Source organism: Moellerella wisconsensis ATCC 35017 (assembly GCF_001294465.1).
GTDB lineage: Bacteria > Pseudomonadota > Gammaproteobacteria > Enterobacterales > Enterobacteriaceae > Moellerella > Moellerella wisconsensis.
In genome coordinates this window covers 241,950-262,947 of the sequence record NZ_LGAA01000003.1, presented here as the reverse complement: position 1 = coordinate 262,947, position 20,998 = coordinate 241,950, and the positions used below count along the sequence as shown (strand labels likewise).

Here is a 20,998-nt window from a genome sequence, read left to right as displayed (position 1 = left end):
ATTAGAGGCTGGAGTTATTGCGCTCTTCCAGAATCAGAGGCCAGTTAACATAGCTTTGCCATTGTACTTCTTGTTGCAGATTTTCCGCCCGTAAAGGGTGGGAGGCAAGCCAGTTATACGGCAATGTAATGGTTAACGACTGTGCTGAATTTACCTGTAAACGTAGTGCTGGCAAGGTATCGTCACGCCGACGACTGGCAAAAATAATCGCAAGCCGCAGAAGGCGTGATAAGTGTATTGCTTGTTGCATCGGTAACGCATTTTGCTGGCTTAGTGAGGCTAAATCGATAGCGCCACTCTGATTTTTCAACAATGAAGCTAATAATCTTTTTTGTGCTGGCGTATAACCTGGTAGATCGAGATGGGTTAGCAGATAACTTGCATGCTCTGCACTTTTACGGAAATCAACACTAAGACCAATTTCGTGTAACGCACAAGCGCTGGATAATAAATCGCGTGAGCGCTGATCGAGTCCCCAAGGTTTGGCGACCTGTAGATAAAAGTGTTCAGCCAATTGTTTAACACGATTGGCTTGCTCAATATCAACTTGAAAACGGTGCTGAATATTGCGTAATGTGCGAGCTCGGATATCTTGTTCAATCGGCAAATCTAGCATGCCGTAGACTAAACCTTCACGTAAGGCACCGCCGGCAAGTGTCATATTTTCAATATTTAGAGTTTTGAAAATTGCGATTAAAATGGATAATCCACTTGGAAACACTAATGCGCGTTCAAAGGTCAGTCCTTCAATTTCGAGTTCTTCAAGTTTACCGCAGACAATCGCTTTGCGTTTTAATTCTTGCAGCTTGGGAAGGGTAATTAATTCATCCATTCCTTGAGCTATCATAATTTCTTGAATTGCTTGGACGGTGCCCGATGCGCCGACACAGATTTGCCAGCCATGGTGTATTAACTGCTCCGCCACAGGCATGATAATTTGCTGCGCAGCAGATTCAGCTTTAGCAAAGTTATCCGCCGTTAGTGTTCGGTCGCTAAAGTAACGTTCAAGCCAAGTGACACAGCCCATCTCTAAACTAAACAGTTGAGATGCTTTGGCTCCGGTACCGGTGACTAATTCTGTACTGCCGCCACCGATATCAACGACTAGGCGCTGAGTTGGGCCACCTGTCGTATGTGCTACGCCTTGATAAATTAAGCGAGCTTCTTCTTCTCCTTGGATAACTTTGATCGTATTTCCGAGTATTTTGCTCGCTTTTTCAACGAAGATATCTGCATTTTTGGCTATTCTCAATGTTGCAGTAGCAACCACGCGCACTTGAGATGCAGGGATATCTTGTAAATGTTCTGAAAATAGTCTTAGGCACTGCCAACCGCGCTCCATTGCTTGCTCAGAAAGAACGTTATCTTTATCTAAGCCTGCGGCTAGCCTCACTTTGCGTTTTACCCGAGAAATCACCTGAATACTACCAGCAACTTCGCGAACGACAAGCATATGAAAGCTATTAGAACCCAAATCAATCGCAGCATAAAGAGAAGAAGATTTTAGCATACCGGTTACTCAGCTCGTCCGTTTACGGGGATTGCGTGGTCCATTATGGCGACGCTGCACATTATTACCTCTACGCTGTCCGTTAGGACGTGCGCGATGATGACGTTTCGGCGCGGGTAGGTCGGTTAATAATGCATCACTATTATATTTACTGACTGGAATTGAATGTTGAATATAGGTTTCAATCGCCGGTAAATTTAGTGAATATTCTTCGCAAGCCAAACTAATGGAATGACCACTTTCACCTGCGCGGCCAGTACGGCCAATACGGTGAACATAGTCTTCGCAATCGTCAGGTAAATCATAGTTAAACACATGCGTTACGGAAGGAATATGTAATCCACGAGCCGCAACATCGGTCGCAACGAGAATATCGAGGCTTCCTGCTGTAAATTGCTCCAGAATATGTAGACGTTTTTTCTGTGCTACATCTCCTGTTAATAAGCCTACGCGATGACCATCGGCGGCTAAATGTCCCCAGATTTCTTCGCAGCGGTGCTTAGTATTTGCAAAAATAATACATCTGTCAGGCCATTCTTCTTCGATTAAGGTTTGCAGAAGACGCATTTTTTCTTCATTTGAAGGATAAAATAGCTCTTCTTTAATACGATGACCGGTTTTTTGCAACGGCTCGACTTCAATGTATTCAGGAGTATTCATTTGCTCAAATGCAAGCTCACGAACACGATAAGATAATGTGGCGGAGAACAATAAGTTCATTCGCTCTGTCACTGCTGGCATCCGGCGGAATAACCAACGAATATCTTTAATAAATCCGAGGTCATACATACGGTCAGCTTCGTCAAGTACAATGACTTGAATTGCGCCAAGATCAATATAATTTTGCTTTGCGTAATCGATCAATCGGCCCGTGGTACCAATGAGAATATCAACGCCTTTTTCTAGCACTTTCAATTGCTCATCGTAGCCATCACCGCCATAAGCGAGGCCCATTTTTAGCCCAGTGTAGGCCGCTAATTCATTCGCATCAGAATAAATTTGCACGGCTAATTCACGGGTTGGCGCCATAATCAGCGCACGTGGCTGATTAGTTTTGTGTCCCTGTTTAGCTGGGTGTGTTAGCAAATAATGAAATGTCGACGCTAAAAATGCCAGCGTTTTCCCAGTACCTGTTTGCGCTTGCCCCGCAACATCTTTGCCTTCGACAGTGAAAGGCAAGGTGTACGCCTGAATCGGTGTACAATAATTGAAGCCTTTTTTATCAAGTGCTTCAATGACCTTGGGGTGTAAGGCGAAGTCGGAAAACTTCTTTTCTGTCAAGTGTGCTTTACTCATAGTATGTTAGAATATCAGTTAACTGTTGATTTACGAAAGTGTATCCTTTGAAATAAAGCATACTGCTGTAAATTAATGTTACACTAAGTCGGCACAAGATGATTCTCTGGAGTACAACATGAGCGATAAAATAATTTATATCACCGATGCAAGTTTTGAGAACGAAGTTCAAAAAGCAACTTCACCTGTATTAGTAGATTTTTGGGCAGAATGGTGTGGCCCTTGTAAAATGATCGCACCAATTCTTGATGAGATCGCTGTAGAATATACAGGCAAACTTACCATTGCAAAACTGAATATTGATGAAAACCCGGCGACCGCACCAAAATTTGGTATCCGTGGCATCCCAACTTTATTGTTATTTAAAGACGGTAATGTTGTGGCAACTAAAGTCGGCGCATTATCAAAATCTCAGTTAAAAGAGTTTTTAGATAAAAATCTGTAAGCCCGATAGTTGTTGTTATAAATATAACCGCTATTAATAATAGTGGTTATATAATAAGTAGTTATCAAATAAATGATATGAAAGATTGTTTGTTGTGTATAACTGCTCTCAGTGTTTTTCTTTCGTTTCTGATGATAATCAATCCTAATTAAGTCAATATATTTATTTGTTTAGATAAACTGGATAAATAGTTTGTTTAAATAGGCTATCAATAGATTGATCTTCAGCAACCTAAGATACAATGAGAAATGCAATGTAATTAATCGATATTGCATCACGTTTGGCGGTTTATAATTTTTGCATTATAGCCGCTAGACGTTCGCAAAGAAGCGTGATAAGTTAGCCTCACTATCTCATGTTCGTATGGCGCCTGTGTGAATGATCCTGGTTGCATCATTCTTGTCAGTCTGATTTTCTTGTTATCTGGCGCATCACTCATTGATTTTTGTTGCATTTACTGCTAAAAATTATGAGGTTTCTTGTTGTTGTCCCGATACAAATAAACGCCAGACGCCCTACACAGCTCCAGTGATTTCAATCAAACAATTCATAGTTTAATTAAATAGTGTATCTGCCTAGGTACAATACAATTTTATCTGTATCGCCTAGTATCTGATCAATACATTGTCTGTTAAGCGTTGTATGTTGTTCGATTGGTATAATCAGCATAAGAAGAGGTTGATCTGTGCTGTTAACAACCGACTGAAATATGCGACCTTGAGCTAGAATTTAGTCCTAATCTGTAAAAAAGTATTGCTAATATCGTCAGTGTTTCTAATAATACCTTGAAATTATTTTGGCTAAACACACTATTAGTTTGCATTGTTACTGTTTCGCATTGTGAACGATGAAATGAATTTGTGCTTTGTTGTTCAGCTGATAGATTACCTCGCTGTACGACCAAGTGTTTATAGATGTAAAGTGAGATGGGTAGCGATAACGTTACCTCTTATTTACGTTCATAGTTCGAGAATCACCCCGAGTTAAAGAACCCACCATTATGAATCTTACCGAATTAAAAAATACGCCAGTATCTGAATTGATTACACTCGGCGAAACTATGGGACTAGAAAACCTAGCCCGTATGAGAAAGCAGGATATTATCTTCTCAATCCTCAAGCAGCATGCGAAAAGCGGGGAAGATATTTTTGGCGATGGCGTCCTGGAAATATTGCAAGATGGATTTGGATTCCTCCGTTCAGGAGACAGTTCTTACCTTGCAGGCCCTGATGATATCTATGTTTCTCCCAGCCAAATTCGTCGTTTTAATCTCCGTACCGGTGATACCATAGCAGGAAAAATTCGTCCACCCAAAGAAGGTGAGCGTTATTTTGCCCTACTAAAAGTTAACGAAGTTAACTACGACAAACCTGAAAATGCCCGCAATAAAATCCTGTTCGAAAACTTAACACCTCTTCATGCTAATAACCGTCTGCGTATGGAACGTGGTAATGGTTCAACAGAAGATTTAACAGCTCGAGTTCTTGATTTAGCGGCGCCGATCGGTCGTGGTCAACGTGGTTTGATTGTTGCTCCACCAAAAGCCGGTAAAACAATGTTACTGCAAAATATTGCAGCTAATATTGCCAACAATTATCCTGATTGCGTATTAATGGTGTTACTGATTGATGAGCGTCCGGAAGAAGTTACGGAAATGCAGAGATTGGTCAAAGGTGAAGTTATCGCTTCTACATTTGATGAGCCTGCTGCACGTCACGTACAAGTTGCTGAAATGGTCATCGAAAAAGCTAAACGTTTAGTTGAACATAAAAAAGATGTCATTATTCTTTTAGATTCAATCACTCGCTTAGCTCGTGCTTATAACACCGTTGTCCCTTCATCAGGTAAGGTATTGACTGGTGGTGTGGATGCTAACGCATTACATCGTCCAAAACGTTTCTTCGGTGCGGCTCGTAATGTCGAAGAAGGCGGTAGCTTGACTATTATTGCAACTGCATTGGTAGATACAGGCTCTAAAATGGATGAAGTTATTTACGAAGAATTTAAAGGCACCGGTAATATGGAGCTGCATTTATCTCGTAAAATTGCTGAAAAGCGTGTCTTCCCAGCTATCGACTATAATCGTTCTGGTACTCGTAAAGAAGAATTACTAACTACCACGGATGAGCTACAGAAAATGTGGATCTTGCGTAAAATCATTCATCCAATGGGTGAGATCGATGCCATGGAATTCCTAATTAATAAGTTAGCGATGACCAAAACCAATGAAGAGTTTTTTGATTTCATGAAACGCGCATAATCGTTGGTAACAGGAAAGTTAATTTATTATAAATAAGCACCATTAATTAATGGTGCTTATTTTTTTTATGGCATGAATAATTATCTAATTCAGTATAATATCGCTATTATTATTTTTTAGGTAAAATAATTATTTAACTCGGTATAAAATCTCTATGTTGTTTAAGCCAGTACAGCCGTCATCTATTCATATATTGATTTTATTAGGGTGTGGGTTTTTTATTAAAGATTCATCTTATAGTTGACCTGCTTGGATGTATGATATGACCGCAGATAATCGTCTTACAATATAATATAAGATAGATTTTCGATAAAAAATCCAAAACAATATCTGGATGAAATATAAAAAGATAAGAGAGTTCAATTGTGAATACCGTACACTTTATGACTAACCTTTTTTACGTTTTTTTATTTACTTTAGTATTTATCTTTATTGCGCGTATCGTGGCAAAAAAAATAGGATTAGTAGATAAACCTAATTTTAGAAAGAAACATCAAGGATTAATTCCTTTAGTGGGTGGAATTTCGGTATTTTTTGGTGTTTGCTTCGCATTTATTATAACTAATGAATATATTCCTCATAAATGGTTATATATTGGTTGTGCTGGTGCGTTAGTATTTATTGGTGCGCTGGATGATAGGTTTGATATCAGTGTTAAGTTCAGGGCATCAGTACAAGCTTTAGTTGCGGTTGTTATGATGTCTGCGGCGGGCTTAAAACTTGAAACACTGGGTCATGCTTTTGGCCCTTGGGAGATTGTACTGGGCCCATTTGGTTATATTGTCACCTTATTTGCTGTTTGGGCGGCTATTAATGCATTTAACATGGTCGATGGAATCGACGGCTTGTTAGGTGGATTGTCTTGTGTTTCTTTCGGCGCACTCGGATTTTTACTGTACCAAAGCGGTAATCACGCATTAGCATTTTGGTGTTTTTCTTTTATTGCCGCTATCCTTCCTTATATCTTCCTTAATCTTGGCTTACTCGGTCGTCGTTTCAAAGTATTTATGGGAGATGCGGGGAGTACCCTGATTGGTTTTACTGTTATTTGGATACTTGTTGCATCAACTCAAGAGCCAGTGCATCCGATTAATCCGGTAACCGCATTATGGGTGATTGCTATTCCTCTGATGGATATGGTTGCTATTATGTATCGACGTATCCGTAAAGGAATGAGCCCGTTCTCTCCTGATAGACAACATATCCATCATTTAATTATGCGTTCAGGTTTTTCTTCACGTGGCGCATTTGTATTGATTACGCTATCTGCTGCATTGTTAGCGATTATCGGTATTGTGGGTGAAAGACTAACTTTTATCCCTGAATGGGTGATGTTGGCATTATTTTTGCTTGTATTTATTATGTATGGTTATTGTATCAAACGAGCTTGGAAAGTCGCGCGTTTTATAAAACGTGCTAGACGTCGCATGCGTCGTAATACAGTTCGATAGACGACAAACTAAAAGCAGGGGTTTTGTGCAGTGAAATATTCAGAAACACAACCTAATCAGCACCAGCCATCACTGGAGCCTGAATTGGATATTCGGGGTTTAGTGCGTACTTTATGGCAAGGAAAGATATGGATCGTTGCGTTTGCAGTTCTTTTCGCTGCAGTTGCGCTGACTGCATCTTACTTCATGCAGCAAAAATGGAGTGCCACCGCTATTACTGATCTTCCTACGGTAAATAACTTGGGAAGCTACTATTCTCAACAGCAATTTTTACGCAATTTAGATTCGCGGATCAATGCGTTACCGGAAGCTCAGTTACCCTCAATCTCGAATGAAGCTTATCAAGAGTTTGCTAAACAAGCCGGTTCTTATGATACCCGTCGCCAATTTTGGTTGAATTCAGATTATTATAAGCAACGTCAGGAAAATGATGTTAAAGCAGATGCCGTATTATTGGATGAGTTAATTGAAAATATTCAATATATCCAAGCTGACGGGACTAAAATTTTAAACGACAGCATCAGATTAATTGCAGAAAGTGCACCTGAAGCTAATAAGCTACTGCGTGATTATATTCAGTATGCTAATCAGCGTGCGGTGACTAATCTAAATGATGAAATTAAAGGGGCTTGGGCAGCAAAAACTCAATCGATGAAAGCATTAGTTAAACGTGAAGATATGGTGGCTAAAGCCGCTTATGAAAGACGTTTAAATATGTTGGAACAAGCATTGAAAGTTGCAGAGAAACAGGGTATTTCACGGAATCAAAGTTCCGCACCACTCGATGAGTTACCGGATTCAAAATTGTTCATGATGGGTATGCCGTTATTGCAAGCTCAGATTGAAACGCTGAAAGCTACAGGTGCAGAATATAATGCAGATTATGATCAGAATATTGCCATGTTATCCACGTTGAGTGTTGGCCCAACACTAAATGATGACTTCCAAGCCTATCGTTATTTACGTACACCTGAAGATCCGGTCAAACGCGATAGTCCGCGTCGTGTCTTTTTAATGGTGATGTGGGGAGCGATTGGTGGACTGGTCGGTTGCGGGATTGCGCTAACACGCCGCCGTCAATCTTGAGTTCTATCATCTTCATCCTTATAGAGTACAATTAAAGCTGACAGATTTTTTCTGTCAGCTTCGTAGTAATAGTATTTATTACATAACATAAGCAGATAGATAACTGCTATAGATAAAAATAAGAGAGCCAGTGTGAAAGTGTTGACTGTATTTGGTACACGGCCGGAGGCAATAAAAATGGCCCCGCTAGTGCATGCGTTAGCAAACGACGAGGCCTTTGAAGCAAAAGTATGTGTTACGGCTCAGCATCGTGAAATGTTGGATCAAGTTTTGCAACTTTTTGAGATCACGCCAGATTATGATCTTAATATTATGAAACCAGGGCAAGACTTAACTGATATTACTTGCCGTATTCTCTCCGGTTTAAAAGCGGTTTTTGCTGATTTTAAACCCGATGTTGTCTTAGTACATGGTGATACTGCAACAACCATGGCGACAAGTTTAGCGGCATTTTATCATCGCATTCCTGTCGGTCATGTAGAAGCAGGATTACGCACAGGCAATCTTTATTCCCCTTGGCCAGAAGAAGCAAATCGTAAGATAGCCGGCCATTTGGCGATGTATCATTTTGCTCCGACCGAAAATTCTCGTCATAATTTATTAAAAGAATCTATCGCAGACGAAAATATTTTTGTAACCGGCAATACGGTTATCGATGCATTGTTGTGGGTTCGAGATAAAGTATTGTTAGATAAAACAATTGTTAATAAACTTGAATCACAGTATCCCTTCATTAATCCCGACAAAAAAATGATTTTAGTCACAGGCCATCGACGTGAAAGTTTCGGGGGAGGATTTGAGCGTATTTGTCACGCATTAGCGGAGATTGCTCAGGAGCATCCCGATGTCCAAGTTGTATATCCGGTGCATTTAAATCCCAATGTGAGTGAACCCGTTCAGCGTATCTTGCATGGTATTGATAATATTATTTTGATTAATCCACAGGAATATCTGCCGTTCGTCTATTTGATGAATCATGCTTATATGATCTTGACGGATTCAGGTGGTATTCAGGAAGAAGCGCCATCGCTGGGTAAACCCGTTCTGGTGATGCGCGATACTACGGAACGTCCAGAAGCTGTTGAGGCAGGTACAGTCCGCCTAGTGGGTACAGATACCCGTAAAATTGTTGACGAAGTTAATCGGTTACTGATAGATGAAGCGGAATATCATGAGATGAGCCGCGCTCATAATCCTTATGGGGATGGTCATGCTTGTCAGCGTATTCTTGATGCACTAAAAAACAATCAGGTGAAATTATGAGTTTTGAAACTATTTCTGTTATCGGCCTTGGTTATATCGGTTTACCTACGGCGGCAGCATTTGCTTCCCGCAACAAGCAAGTGGTTGGTGTAGATGTCAATCAGCATGCGGTTGATACCATTAATCAAGGAAAAATCCATATTGTTGAGCCTGAGTTAGATAAGATAGTGAAAACGGCGGTAGAAGCCGGTAACTTAAAAGCCTATAACAAACCTCAGCCGGCTGATGCTTTCTTAATTGCGGTGCCAACGCCATTTAAAGGTGAACACCAACCAGATTTAGCTTATGTTAGAGCAGCAGCAGAATCGATAGCCCCGGTGCTGAAAAAAGGCGATTTAATCATTCTGGAATCAACCTCTCCGGTTGGCGCGACAGAGCAAATGGCTGAATGGTTAGCGGCCGCTCGTCCTGATTTAACTTTTCCTCAGCAAGCGGGCGAACAAGCAGATATCGATATCGCTTATTGCCCTGAGCGCGTATTACCTGGTCAGGTGATGATTGAATTAGTTAAAAATGACCGCGTCGTGGGTGGGATGACGCCAAAATCATCTTTACGTGCTAGCGAATTATATAAAATCTTCCTCGAAGGCGAATGTGTTATTACTAATTCCAGAACGGCGGAAATGTGTAAATTAACTGAAAACAGTTTTCGCGACGTCAATATTGCATTCGCTAATGAATTATCTCTCATTTGTGCGGAACAAGATATTAACGTATGGGAGCTGATAAGTTTGGCTAATCGCCATCCTCGCGTCAATATCTTACAGCCAGGCCCGGGTGTTGGTGGGCATTGTATCGCAGTTGATCCTTGGTTTATCGTGGCTCAAAGCCCGAAACAGTCACGTTTAATCCACACAGCACGTCTAGTTAACGATGGTAAACCGGTTTGGGTCGTCGATCAGGTTAAAGCGGCGGTAGCTGATTGTTTAGCGAAAACAGATAAAAAAGCCAGCGAAGTTAAAATCGCTTGTTTTGGTCTCGCATTTAAACCCAATATTGACGATCTGCGTGAAAGCCCAGCAATGCACATTACTAAAATGGTTGCAGAGTGGCATGCAGGTAAAACGTATACTGTAGAACCAAATATTAAGCAATTACCTACCTCTTTGAAAGGGATTGCCGAACTGGTTTCAATCGAAGACGCCATTAATGATGCTGATGTTCTGCTAATGCTGGTGGATCATTCGCAGTTTAAAGCGATCCCACGGTCACAGCTGAAGCAAGAGTGGATTGTTGATACCAAAGGAGTTTGGCATTGAAACGCATTTTAATTACCGGAGGAGCCGGCTTTATCGGCTCTGCGGTTGTTCGTCATATTATTGAAAATACTGAAGATATGGCCATTGTGGTTGATTGTCTGACGTATGCGGGAAACCTGGAGTCATTAGCTTCTGTTGCTCAAAGCGAACGCTATGCGTTTGAATCTGTCAATATTTGCGATGCGGCAGCTTTAGATACCCTTTTTAATCAATATCAGCCAGATGCCGTGATGCATTTAGCCGCAGAAAGTCACGTTGATCGCTCAATTGATGGGCCGGCAGCATTTATTGAAACTAATATTGTAGGAACCTACACTTTATTAGAAGCCGCACGCCGTTATTGGTCTCAATTGACCGAGCAACAACAAGCTGCGTTTCGTTTTCACCATATTTCTACCGATGAAGTTTATGGTGATTTAGATGGGCCCGACGGGCTGTTTACTGAAACTACTCCGTATGCGCCGAGTAGCCCATATTCAGCCTCAAAAGCTTCGAGCGATCATTTGGTTCGTGCTTGGCATCGGACATATGGTTTACCGACCATGATCACCAACTGCTCAAATAATTATGGACCGTATCATTTTCCTGAAAAATTAATACCTCTGATTATTTTGAACGCATTGGCAGGAAAACCTTTGCCAGTTTACGGTAAAGGCGAGCAAATTCGTGATTGGTTGTACGTTGAAGACCATGCGCGTGCATTGCATTTAGTGGTCACTCAAGCAGAACCGGGCTCAACCTATAATATCGGCGGTCATAATGAGCGTCGTAATATTGATGTGGTTAATACAGTTTGTGATTTATTAGAACAACTGTGTCCTGAAAAACCGCAAGGAATAGCAAATTATCGTGATTTAATTGTTTATGTGACTGATCGTCCAGGACATGATATGCGCTATGCCATTGATGCAGAAAAAATTGCTAATGAACTAGGTTGGCGTCCGCAAGAAACCTTTGAGTCGGGGATCCGTAAAACGGTGGAGTGGTATCTCAATAATCAGACCTGGTGGCAACGCGTTCTTGACGGTTCTTATGCCGGAGAACGTTTGGGATTAGGCCACTAAGTTAAAGATTAGCGAGCTTAGAATAAAACTGGGTTACGACCATAAGGCAGAGGCTGACATGAAAGGCATTATATTAGCAGGCGGTTCTGGTACGCGGTTACATCCGATAACCCGTGGGATCTCCAAACAGCTATTACCAATTTATGATAAACCTATGATTTACTATCCATTGTCAGTATTAATGCTGGCAGGGATCCGTGAAATATTGATTATTTCTACGCCAGAAGATTTACCGATGTTTAAGCGTTTGCTGGGTAATGGCGAAGAATTTGGTATTGAATTGAGCTATGCGGAGCAGCCTTCACCGGACGGTTTAGCACAAGCATTTATTATTGGCGAAGAATTTATTAATGGTGATAGCTGCTGTTTAGTTTTAGGCGATAATATCTTTTTTGGTCACTCTTTTAGTCCAAAATTGAAATCAGTAGCGGCGCGTCAAACCGGAGCAACGGTGTTTGGTTATCAGGTGATGGATCCAGAACGTTTTGGTGTGGTTGAATTTGATGATGATTTTCACGCCTTATCGATTGAAGAAAAACCTCAGAAACCACGTTCAAATTGGGCTGTTACCGGATTATATTTCTATGATAATCAGGTCGTTGAGTTTGCTAAGCAAGTCAAACCTTCTGATCGTGGTGAATTAGAAATTACCTCGATAAATCAAATGTATCTCGATAAAGGGCTATTAGATGTTGAATTGCTCGGTCGTGGTTTTGCATGGCTTGATACCGGCACTCATGATAGTTTGATTGAGGCGAGTACCTTTGTACAAACGGTCGAGAAACGCCAAGGTTTTAAAGTGGCTTGTTTAGAAGAAATCGCTTGGCGTAATGGTTGGTTGACTGATGAGCAACTGCGGACGTCAGCTGAATCGTTGAAAAAAACTGGCTATGGTCAGTATTTATTGGATCTTCTGCATGTCCGTCCACGTCAGTATTGAGCCATTAGCTTGGGAATCTGATTTTTTTTCATTGCCAACCGCACGATTAAATTTCTCAGATGGTCATTCCCAGCCGACAAACTTTGCTGTGTTATCACAGCAAATGGCGAGTTATGCCATCGTACAAGCCAAAATTGCTGCCGATCGTACAGATATTTTAGATAGCGTTGCGGCGCTAAATTTTGTCTTAGTTGAAGGTGAAGTTGATTTTTCGTTAATGATTGGCACAGAAAATGCTTATTTAAATACAGCGTTTGATAATCAGCAGCTTGGCGATAAATACACCATTGCGGTAGCGAAAGCAGAGCATATTCCGGTATTGCGTCAAGCCGCGGAACGGGTGTTTGTAAATAGTCGTTTCCGTCAACCGTGGTATCAGGCCAGTGATAGCGGGCGTTTTTATGCGCTATGGCTCGAAAAAGCAGTGCTCGGAACCTTTGATAATATCTGTTTATTGATTAAAGATCCCACGGGGCATTTATCCGGATTTGTCACCCTCCGGCATATCGATGACGATACCGCCCGTATAGGTTTATTAGCAGCAATGCCGGGTATTCAAAATCAAGGTATTGGCAAAAAATTGATGTCAGCAGCATTACAGTGGTGTCAGCAACACCAAAAGAAACAGCTAAACGTTGCGACCCAAATTAGTAATCTTGCGGCATTGCGTCTTTACACACGAAGCGGCGCACAGATAGCGGCTACCGCTTATTGGTTATATAGAGGGCAACATGATCCCATTTAATAAACCGCCGGTTGTTGGTACTGAACTGGACTATATGAAAGATGCCATGGCAAGTGGCAAACTGTGTGGTGACGGTGGATTCACCAAGCGCTGTGAAGCGTGGATGGAACAACATTTTAATAGTGCGAAAGTATTATTAACCCCTTCGTGCACAGCCTCATTAGAAATGGCGGCGATCCTACTGGATATTAAACCTGGCGATGAAGTTATCATGCCAAGTTTTACCTTTGTTTCAACCTCAAATGCTTTTGTTTTACGTGGCGCGACTATTGTTTTTGTTGATATTCGTCCAGATACAATGAATATCGATGAAACGAAAATTGAAGCTGCGATTACTGAGCATACTCGCGCTATTGTGCCAGTTCACTACGCGGGTGTAGCTTGTGAAATGGATACCATCATGGCTATCGCTGAAAAACACCGTTTATTTGTGGTGGAAGATGCTGCTCAGGGAGTGATGTCGACTTACAAAGGTAAGGCATTAGGTACGATAGGTCATATCGGATGCTACAGTTTCCATGAAACTAAAAACTATTCTTCCGGTGGTGAAGGTGGGGCGACATTAATTAATGATACGTCGTTGATTGCTCGCGCAGAAGTTATCCGTGAAAAAGGCACCAACCGTAGCGCATTTTTCCGTGGTCAAGTAGATAAATATACTTGGCGCGATATTGGCTCAAGCTATTTATTATCAGATTTACAGGCGGCTTACCTGTGGGGCCAATTAGAGCAGGCTGATAAAATTAATCAGCGTCGCTTAGCATTATGGCAAACTTATTATGATGCCTTATCGCCGCTGGCGGAGGCTAAAAAATTAGCTTTACCAATCATTCCTGAAGGCTTACAGCATAATGCCCATATGTTCTATATCAAGCTACGCGATATTGAACAGCGCACGGCTTTTAACGATTATATGAAAGCGCATGATGTGCTGACCGTCTTTCATTATGTTGCACTGCATACTAGCCCTGCGGGTGAAGAATTTGGTCGTTTTCATGGCGAAGACCGTTACACCACTAGTGAAAGTGATCGTTTAGTCCGTTTGCCGATGTTCTACAATATGACTGATGATGAACAGCAAACTGTAATTTCTCATATTAAACAATTCTTTGCCTAATATGTCATTGGCAAAAGCATCGATTTGGACTGCGGGCTCTACCCTGATCAAAATTGGGGTAGGGCTATTAGTGGTTAAATTATTGGCCGTGTCTTTTGGCCCGAGTGGCGTAGGGCAAGCGGGTAATTTTCGGCAATTAATTACAGTACTTGGCGTATTGTCTGGCGCGGGTATTTTCAATGGCGTGACCAAATATGTCGCCGAACATCATCAAGACCCGCATAAATTACAGGCAATTTTAGGCACATCTTCAACTATTATTTTAGGGTTTTCTACTCTATTAGCGCTCATTTTCCTGATTTCTACTGATTCGATTAGCGTGGCATTATTTGGCCATAATGATTATCAAAAGGTGATTCAAGTGGTCGCCTTTGTTCAGATGGGCATTGCCTATGCCAACTATTTTTTGGCGATCTTGAAAGGATTCCGTGATGCGCAAGGTAACGCCTTAGCGATTATTTTTGGTAGCTTGGTGGGTGTGATTGCCTATTATTTGTGTTTTATCCTCGGAGGATATGAAGGCGCATTAGCGGGGCTGGCTTTAGTACCCGCGTTAGTGGTTTTACCTGCGGGATTATTAATTATCAAGCGTAAGCAATTTGCGCTGTCGATGTTAAAACCTGCATGGGAGAGAGCAATTGCCACTAACTTAGGCAAATTTACTCTTATGGCGCTGCTGACTTCGGCTACGTTGCCGGTAGCTTATGTCATGATGCGGAATCTATTAGCGAAAAGTTATAGCTGGGATGAAGTGGGTTTATGGCAAGGCGTAAGCAGTATTTCTGATGCTTATTTACAATTTATTACCGCCTCATTTTCAGTCTATTTATTACCTACTTTGTCGCGTTTGCAGTTAAAAACAGAGATTTCTGCTGAGATTATTAAATCCTTAAAATTTGTACTTCCGGCGGTAGCGCTAGCCAGTTTCATGGTGTGGTTACTGCGAGATTTTGCTATTTGGCTGTTGTTCTCATCCCAGTTTAACGGTATGAGAGATTTATTTGCTTGGCAGCTGGTCGGTGATGTTCTTAAAGTCGGTTCCTATGTTTTTGGTTATTTGGTGATAGCCAAGGCGGCATTACGTTTTTATGTCATGGCTGAAGTTAGCCAATTTATTTTATTGACGGCGTTTTCGCATTGGTTAATTCCCGCGCATGGGGCACTCGGTGCAGCGCAGGCCTATATGGCGACTTATATCATTTATTTCCTTCTCTGTTGTAGCGTATTTTTGATTTATCGTAGGCGAGCATGACAACCTTAATTCACGTTTTGGGATCTAATATCCCGCATCATAATCAGACGGTACTGACCTATTTTAATGATGTGCTTTGCCATCAATTAGCCGGGTTAGAAAAGCCTATATTTAAGGTTGTGAGCCGCGATAAAACGCTAGCACAATCATTTCCTGCCTTGCAGATTGAATTATTTGAGGATAAAAAGTCGATTGCGGAGGCTGTCATTGCCCAAGCTCAATCGAATCAATCGTGCCGTTTTCTCTTTCATGGTCAATTTAACGCATTGATATGGATAGCGCTGCTATGCGGAAAAATCAGATCTCATCAGTTTTGGTGGCATATTTGGGGGGCTGATTTATATGAAGAGTCGAAATCTTTGAAGTTTCGATTATTCTATTTTATCCGACGTTTAGCGCAAAAACGTGTGGGACATGTCTGCGCGACTCGCGGAGATCTCAGTTATTTTATGCAGCGTAATCCTAATATTCCGTCGAGCGTATTATATTTTCCGACGCGTATGGACCCTGCATTAACCTTAGATTCCGCTCCTGTGTGCGAGAATAAAGACAAAATTACTATATTATTAGGTAACTCAGGCGATCATTCAAATCGCCATATTGAAGCCTTAAAAGCGATAAAAACTCAGTTTGGGAATAAAGCTCATGTGATTGTCCCAATGGGATATCCGGAGAATAATCAGCCCTATATTGAGCAAGTAACACAAGCTGCCCATGAATTATTTCCGTCAGAAAATGTTGAAATATTGCAACAAAAAATGCCGTTTTCTGAGTATTTGGAATTATTAAAGCGCTGCCAACTAGGCTATTTTATTTTTGATCGCCAGCAAGGCGTGGGGACATTGTGTCTGCTAATTCAATTTTGCGTACCTTTTGTCATTAGCCGCAAAAATTCGTTCTGGCAAGATCTTACCGCTCAAAATGTTCCCGTACTATTTTATGGCGATGAGCTGTCTGAGTCGTTAATTAATGAAGCGCAGCGACAGATGAACCTGCTGGATAAACAGCATATTGATTTTTTTGCGCCTAACTTTATTGATGGCTGGAAAGACCTGCTTCAGTTGATGGAGGAGACAGCATGACGCTGGCTGAACTTGGTGGTCTGTCATTGGTCTATTTAATCGCGATTATCTTCATTGGAGTGCTGACCTATCAGGAGTTTCGTCGTGTTCGTTTTAATTTCAACGTATTGTTTTCTATGCTGTATTTATTGACATTCTATTTTGGATTTCCATTAACTTGTGCCTTGGTATTCCAATTCGATGTCGCAGTAGTTCCCTCTGAATCATTATTATACGCCTTGCTCGCATCGACGTGTTTCTATGCCATTTATTACGTTACTTATAAAACTAGGCTATGCAAAGCCTCGGTTCATACCCGGCGGCCATTGTTTACAATGAACCGAGTGGAGACCAATTTAACGTGTTTATTATTGGCGCTGGTGGCTATTATTACGGTCGGCATATTCTTTATGCAGAACGGCTTTTTACTCTTTAAATTAAAATCTTATAGCCAGATATTTTCCAGTCAGGTCTCCGGCGTTGCCTTAAAACGTTTTTTTTATTTTTTCATTCCCGCGATGTTAGTGATCTATTTCTTACGCCCAACCCAACAGCGCTGGTTATTTTTTCTGTGTAGTACGGTCGCTTTTGGCTTTCTGACTTATGTGATTGTTGGGGGAACGCGCGCAAATATTATTATCGCCTTTGCATTATTTTTGTTTATTGGGATTGTCAGAGGTTGGATCACGCTATGGATGCTGGCTGCGGCAGGAGTCGCCGGGATTGTCGGGATGTTTTGGTTAGCATTAAAACGCTATGGACTAGATGTTAGCGGTGCAGAAGCCTTTTATACCTTCCTTTATCTGACACGGGATACATTTTCACCGTGGGAGAACTTGGGCTTACTATTGGATAATTATGACAAAATTGATTTTCAAGGATTAGCTCCGATTATCCGCGACTTTTATGTCTTTATTCCTAGTTGGTTATGGCCTGAACGTCCGGATATTGTCCTCAATTCGGCTAATTATTTTACTTGGGAAGTGTTAAATAACCACTCTGGTTTAGCGATTTCACCGACCTTAATAGGCTCTTTAGTCGTGATGGGCGGTGTATTTTTTATTCCGTTGGGGGCGATAGCAGTAGGATTAATTATTAAATGGTTTGATTGGCTCTATGAAATGGGACGGAATGAATCTAATCGCTATAAGTCAGCGATTTTACAGGCATTTTGTTTTGGAGCTATCTTTAATATTATTGTACTGGCGCGTGAAGGCGTCGACTCTTTTGTTTCACGAGTGGTATTTTTCTGCTTAGTTTTTGGCGCTTGTCTGGTGATTGCAAAGCTGCTGTATTGGTTATTTGAAAGTGCAGGGCTTATCCGGATGCATACCGTTAATTATTTGAAAAATCAGCGCTATTTGAATAGATAAGGAATTTTATGCAACAGTCAAATATCCCTAAATATACGATCCGTGGTCATGATATCTGGGGATTCAGAGACATGGCTCATTTTTTAGATTATTTATTTGCTGATGGCAGCGTGAAAACAGGAACGTTGGTTGCTATCAATGCTGAAAAAGTATTAACCGCAGAAAATGATCCGGCGCTCAACACCTTATTGAGTCAAGCTGAATATTTGTATGCCGATGGTATTAGTATTGTTCGCGCTATTCGTCGTAAATATCCGACCGCTGAGGTTTCTCGTGTCGCGGGTGCAGATTTATGGGAAGCGATGATGGAGCGCGCAGGGCAAGAAGGAACCCCCGTATTTTTAGTCGGCGGAAAACCTGAAATATTGGCTGAAACTGAGCGCAAATTACGGGCGCAGTGGAAAGTGAATATCGTTGGCTCACAAGACGGATATTTTACGCCAGAACAGCGGGATGACTTATTTGTGCGTATAAAGGACAGTGGGGCGAAAATTGTTACAGTTGCGATGGGGTCACCTAAACAGGAGCTGTTAATGCGGGATTGCCGTATTGTGCAGCCTGATGCGCTTTATATGGGCGTTGGTGGAACCTACGATGTGTTTACTGGACATGTTAAGCGTGCGCCGAAAATTTGGCAAAATATGGGATTAGAATGGTTATATCGTCTACTCTCACAGCCAAGTCGTTTGCGCCGCCAATTGAAGCTATTAAAATTCCTCGGTTATTATTACAGCGGTAAGCTGTAATCGGCTTTTCTAACCCAGGTGACTGGCATTATGTCTGGTCACCTGCGGCAAATATTTTTATAATCCCTGAAAACTGTCTCTAGCGATTGCTATTTTTGACTAATGTTTGTCTATTCAAGGCATTTTAATATCAATAATAATCGTATAAATGTCTATTTTTTAGATTTAACACTGATCTGTGCTTAAATAGACGCGAAATTATGCCAGCAACTGAATAGATACCGATAGCATGAAATGCCAGCGTTAGAGATGTTTTATTCTTTATTTACCTTTTATACATCAATATGTTGATATTTAGGTGTCTCTCTAATAATCACTGAGCATATTAATTATGCCGTTAGATTTATTTTGCAGATTACTGTATGCATATTGAATAATTTTAGATAAATAACACTATTTTAATTAATCGATTTTTTGATCCATCGTTATCAATGACAGGGGAAATCATGACGACGCCAAAACAGGGATTACAACGAGGGCTGGAAGCCCGACATATCGAGCTTATTGCCTTAGGAGGGACTATTGGTGTAGGTCTATTTATGGGGTCAGCAAGTACCTTAAAATGGGCTGGTCCATCAGTATTACTGGCCTATATTATTGCTGGCTTATTTGTCTTTTTCATTATGCGCTCCATGGGCGAAATGCTTTTTCTAGAGCCAGTGACGGGATCCTTCGCATCGTTTGGTCATAAATATCTCAGCCCATTTTGGGGATGTTTAACGGCTTGGGGTTACTGGTTTATGTGGGTAGCTGTCGGTATCTCCGAAATTACAGCAATTGGTGTATATGCAGAATTGTGGTTCCCAGATGTTCCACAATGGATATTTGCTATTATCGCTGTGGCTTTAGTTGCTGCGGCTAATTTAGCGGCAGTAAGATTGTATGGCGAATTAGAGTTTTGGTTTGCGATGATTAAAGTCACGACCATCATTGTGATGATATTGATTGGATTAGGATTAATATTCTTTGGTATCGGGAATAATTTTGAGCCTATAGGGCTGGCAAATTTAACCGAACACGGAGGATTTTTTGCCGGCGGCTGGAAAGGTTTTTTATTTGCTCTTTGTATTGTTGTGGCTTCTTATCAAGGCGTTGAGCTAGTTGGGATCACTGCGGGTGAGGCTAAAAATCCACAAGTTACTTTACGTAAAGCTATTGGCAATATTTTGTGGCGGATCCTAATTTTTTATGTCGGTGCTATTTTTATTGTTGTCACGCTGTTCCCTTGGACGGAAGTCGGCCATCAAGGCAGTCCATTCGTTATGACATTTGCTAAAGTGGGGATTGTCTCTGCGGCTGCTGTGATTAACTTTGTAGTCTTAACGGCCGCGCTCTCGGGATGTAATAGTGGGATGTATAGCGGGGGGCGGATGCTTTACGCATTGGCGCAGAATAAACAGTTACCCGCCTCATTATTAAAAGTTACAGCGAATGGAGTGCCTGCGCGTTGTGTAGGGATAACGATTCTGTGTTTAATTGCAGGATCTAGCTTAAATTATATTATCCCTGATCCGCAGTCGGTATTTATTTACGTCTATAGTGCCAGTGTTCTTCCGGGGATGGTGCCGTGGTTTGTTATTTTAACCAGCCAATTACGTTTTCGTCAGCAAAATAAAGCTCAATTAGTCGGGCATCCTTTTAAATCAATAGCCTTCCCTTGGGTTAACTACCTTACATTACTTTTCTTAGTGTGCGTATTAGTTGGGATGGCATTAAATCCTGATACTCGACTATCGTTGATAGTGGGAGGTATTTTTCTGTCTATTGTTTCAATCATGTATTTTATTACTCGCGGCATAAATCGAAAAAATTAAAATTTTTTACGATTATTTTGTCAGCTCAAATCTGTTTAAAGCGAGAAAAGAGGGCATAATTGCTCTCTTTATCGACGAAATGAACAAAACTAGAGCAAACAGTAATTTTATTTTAAAAAGCACTAGACAGCAGGGGCATAAATCCGTACTATCCTCATCCGCAACGGCGTGAAGCGCCCGTAGCTCAGCTGGATAGAGCGCTGCCCTCCGGAGGCAGAGGTCTCAGGTTCGAATCCTGTCGGGCGCACCACTTTTGAAGTGTGTCTAGCTACGGTCTGATAAATCGTTGTTGCATGCAGTAAAATATAGTAAAATG

17 protein-coding genes and 1 tRNA gene are annotated in these 20,998 nt (G+C 41.3%); 16 read left to right on the top strand and 2 right to left on the bottom strand.

Annotation, left to right across the window (positions count from 1 at the left end):
- Position 1: 1 nt before the first annotated feature.
- On the bottom strand, positions 2–1,510 hold the full coding sequence (gppA, locus tag M992_RS02190) for a guanosine-5'-triphosphate,3'-diphosphate diphosphatase (protein ID WP_053907153.1): 1,509 nt from the start codon (positions 1,508–1,510) through the stop codon (positions 2–4).
- Between the two features lie 9 nt (positions 1,511–1,519).
- Positions 1,520–2,806: an ATP-dependent RNA helicase RhlB gene (gene rhlB, locus M992_RS02185; protein WP_047254887.1), complete on the bottom strand. Its 1,287-nt coding sequence runs from the start codon at positions 2,804–2,806 to the stop codon at positions 1,520–1,522.
- Positions 2,807–2,924: 118 nt separating this feature from the next.
- On the opposite strand from rhlB, the gene trxA reads away from it, so the two are divergent.
- The 16 genes from trxA (at position 2,925) to M992_RS02105 (ending at position 20,932) form a co-directional block, all read left to right on the top strand.
- On the top strand, positions 2,925–3,251 hold the full coding sequence (gene trxA / locus M992_RS02180; RefSeq protein ID WP_047254888.1) for a thioredoxin TrxA: 327 nt from the start codon (positions 2,925–2,927) through the stop codon (positions 3,249–3,251).
- 1,000 nt (positions 3,252–4,251) lie between these two features.
- Positions 4,252–5,511 carry a transcription termination factor Rho gene (gene rho / locus M992_RS02175; RefSeq protein ID WP_047254889.1) on the top strand — a complete coding sequence of 420 codons (1,260 nt, stop codon included), beginning with the start codon at positions 4,252–4,254 and terminating at the stop codon, positions 5,509–5,511.
- A gap of 383 nt (positions 5,512–5,894) precedes the next feature.
- Positions 5,895–6,962 carry a UDP-N-acetylglucosamine--undecaprenyl-phosphate N-acetylglucosaminephosphotransferase gene (gene wecA, locus M992_RS02170; protein WP_134473660.1) on the top strand — a complete coding sequence of 356 codons (1,068 nt, stop codon included), beginning with the start codon at positions 5,895–5,897 and terminating at the stop codon, positions 6,960–6,962.
- Positions 6,963–6,992: 30 nt separating this feature from the next.
- A complete protein-coding gene (gene wzzE / locus M992_RS02165) occupies positions 6,993–8,048 on the top strand; it encodes an ECA polysaccharide chain length modulation protein (protein ID WP_053907151.1) in 1,056 nt (351 codons plus the stop codon).
- A gap of 132 nt (positions 8,049–8,180) precedes the next feature.
- Positions 8,181–9,311, top strand: a complete 1,131-nt coding sequence (wecB, locus tag M992_RS02160) for a non-hydrolyzing UDP-N-acetylglucosamine 2-epimerase (protein ID WP_053907150.1) — start codon at positions 8,181–8,183, stop codon at positions 9,309–9,311.
- Positions 9,308–10,570 carry a UDP-N-acetyl-D-mannosamine dehydrogenase gene (wecC, locus tag M992_RS02155; RefSeq protein WP_053907149.1) on the top strand — a complete coding sequence of 421 codons (1,263 nt, stop codon included), beginning with the start codon at positions 9,308–9,310 and terminating at the stop codon, positions 10,568–10,570. Before wecB ends, wecC begins: the two co-directional genes overlap by 4 nt.
- Positions 10,567–11,634 (top strand): dTDP-glucose 4,6-dehydratase, encoded by a 1,068-nt coding sequence (gene rffG / locus M992_RS02150; protein WP_053907148.1) that lies wholly within the window; start codon positions 10,567–10,569, stop codon positions 11,632–11,634. The genes wecC and rffG overlap by 4 nt, the downstream gene beginning before the upstream one ends.
- 58 nt (positions 11,635–11,692) lie before the next feature.
- Positions 11,693–12,574 (top strand): glucose-1-phosphate thymidylyltransferase RfbA, encoded by an 882-nt coding sequence (gene rfbA, locus M992_RS02145; protein WP_047254895.1) that lies wholly within the window; start codon positions 11,693–11,695, stop codon positions 12,572–12,574.
- Entirely contained in the window at positions 12,552–13,319 is a 768-nt protein-coding gene (rffC, locus tag M992_RS02140) for a dTDP-4-amino-4,6-dideoxy-D-galactose acyltransferase (RefSeq protein WP_053907147.1), read from the top strand. Before rfbA ends, rffC begins: the two co-directional genes overlap by 23 nt.
- The gene (gene rffA / locus M992_RS02135; protein WP_053907146.1) at positions 13,306–14,436 is read left to right on the top strand and encodes a dTDP-4-amino-4,6-dideoxygalactose transaminase; all 1,131 of its coding nucleotides are present in this window, start codon (positions 13,306–13,308) and stop codon (positions 14,434–14,436) included. The genes rffC and rffA overlap by 14 nt, the downstream gene beginning before the upstream one ends.
- A 1-nt stretch (position 14,437) precedes the next feature.
- On the top strand, positions 14,438–15,688 hold the full coding sequence (gene wzxE / locus M992_RS02130; RefSeq protein ID WP_053907145.1) for a lipid III flippase WzxE: 1,251 nt from the start codon (positions 14,438–14,440) through the stop codon (positions 15,686–15,688).
- A complete protein-coding gene (locus tag M992_RS02125; protein WP_053907144.1) occupies positions 15,685–16,770 on the top strand; it encodes a TDP-N-acetylfucosamine:lipid II N-acetylfucosaminyltransferase in 1,086 nt (361 codons plus the stop codon). The genes wzxE and M992_RS02125 overlap by 4 nt, the downstream gene beginning before the upstream one ends.
- The gene (gene wzyE / locus M992_RS02120) at positions 16,767–18,122 is read left to right on the top strand and encodes an ECA oligosaccharide polymerase (RefSeq protein ID WP_047254900.1); all 1,356 of its coding nucleotides are present in this window, start codon (positions 16,767–16,769) and stop codon (positions 18,120–18,122) included. The genes M992_RS02125 and wzyE overlap by 4 nt, the downstream gene beginning before the upstream one ends.
- Before the next feature lie 8 nt (positions 18,123–18,130).
- Positions 18,131–18,868, top strand: coding sequence for a lipopolysaccharide N-acetylmannosaminouronosyltransferase (gene wecG / locus M992_RS02115; protein ID WP_053907143.1), 738 nt, complete (start codon positions 18,131–18,133; stop codon positions 18,866–18,868).
- A gap of 446 nt (positions 18,869–19,314) precedes the next feature.
- Complete coding sequence (gene thrP, locus M992_RS02110; protein WP_053907142.1) at positions 19,315–20,682, top strand: bifunctional threonine/serine APC transporter ThrP; 1,368 nt, start codon at positions 19,315–19,317, stop codon at positions 20,680–20,682.
- A 173-nt stretch (positions 20,683–20,855) separates the two neighbouring features.
- Positions 20,856–20,932: transfer RNA gene (locus tag M992_RS02105), tRNA-Arg, on the top strand.
- The last annotated feature ends 66 nt before the right edge of the window (positions 20,933–20,998 follow it).

Bases quoted from the DNA above. Each gene is read 5' to 3' on its own strand.
- wzyE (WP_047254900.1), top strand. From the start codon at position 16,767: ATGACGCTGGCTGAACTTGGTGGTCTGTCATTGGTCTATTTAATCGCG.
- gppA (WP_053907153.1), bottom strand. From the start codon at position 1,510: ATGCTAAAATCTTCTTCTCTTTATGCTGCGATTGATTTGGGTTCTAAT.
- trxA (WP_047254888.1), top strand. From the start codon at position 2,925: ATGAGCGATAAAATAATTTATATCACCGATGCAAGTTTTGAGAACGAA.
- thrP (WP_053907142.1), top strand. From the start codon at position 19,315: ATGACGACGCCAAAACAGGGATTACAACGAGGGCTGGAAGCCCGACAT.
- M992_RS02125 (WP_053907144.1), top strand. From the start codon at position 15,685: ATGACAACCTTAATTCACGTTTTGGGATCTAATATCCCGCATCATAAT.
- wecG (WP_053907143.1), top strand. From the start codon at position 18,131: ATGCAACAGTCAAATATCCCTAAATATACGATCCGTGGTCATGATATC.
- rhlB (WP_047254887.1), bottom strand. From the start codon at position 2,806: ATGAGTAAAGCACACTTGACAGAAAAGAAGTTTTCCGACTTCGCCTTA.
- wzxE (WP_053907145.1), top strand. From the start codon at position 14,438: ATGTCATTGGCAAAAGCATCGATTTGGACTGCGGGCTCTACCCTGATC.
- rffC (WP_053907147.1), top strand. From the start codon at position 12,552: ATGTCCGTCCACGTCAGTATTGAGCCATTAGCTTGGGAATCTGATTTT.
- rho (WP_047254889.1), top strand. From the start codon at position 4,252: ATGAATCTTACCGAATTAAAAAATACGCCAGTATCTGAATTGATTACA.
- wecA (WP_134473660.1), top strand. From the start codon at position 5,895: ATGACTAACCTTTTTTACGTTTTTTTATTTACTTTAGTATTTATCTTT.
- rffA (WP_053907146.1), top strand. From the start codon at position 13,306: ATGATCCCATTTAATAAACCGCCGGTTGTTGGTACTGAACTGGACTAT.
- rfbA (WP_047254895.1), top strand. From the start codon at position 11,693: ATGAAAGGCATTATATTAGCAGGCGGTTCTGGTACGCGGTTACATCCG.
- wecC (WP_053907149.1), top strand. From the start codon at position 9,308: ATGAGTTTTGAAACTATTTCTGTTATCGGCCTTGGTTATATCGGTTTA.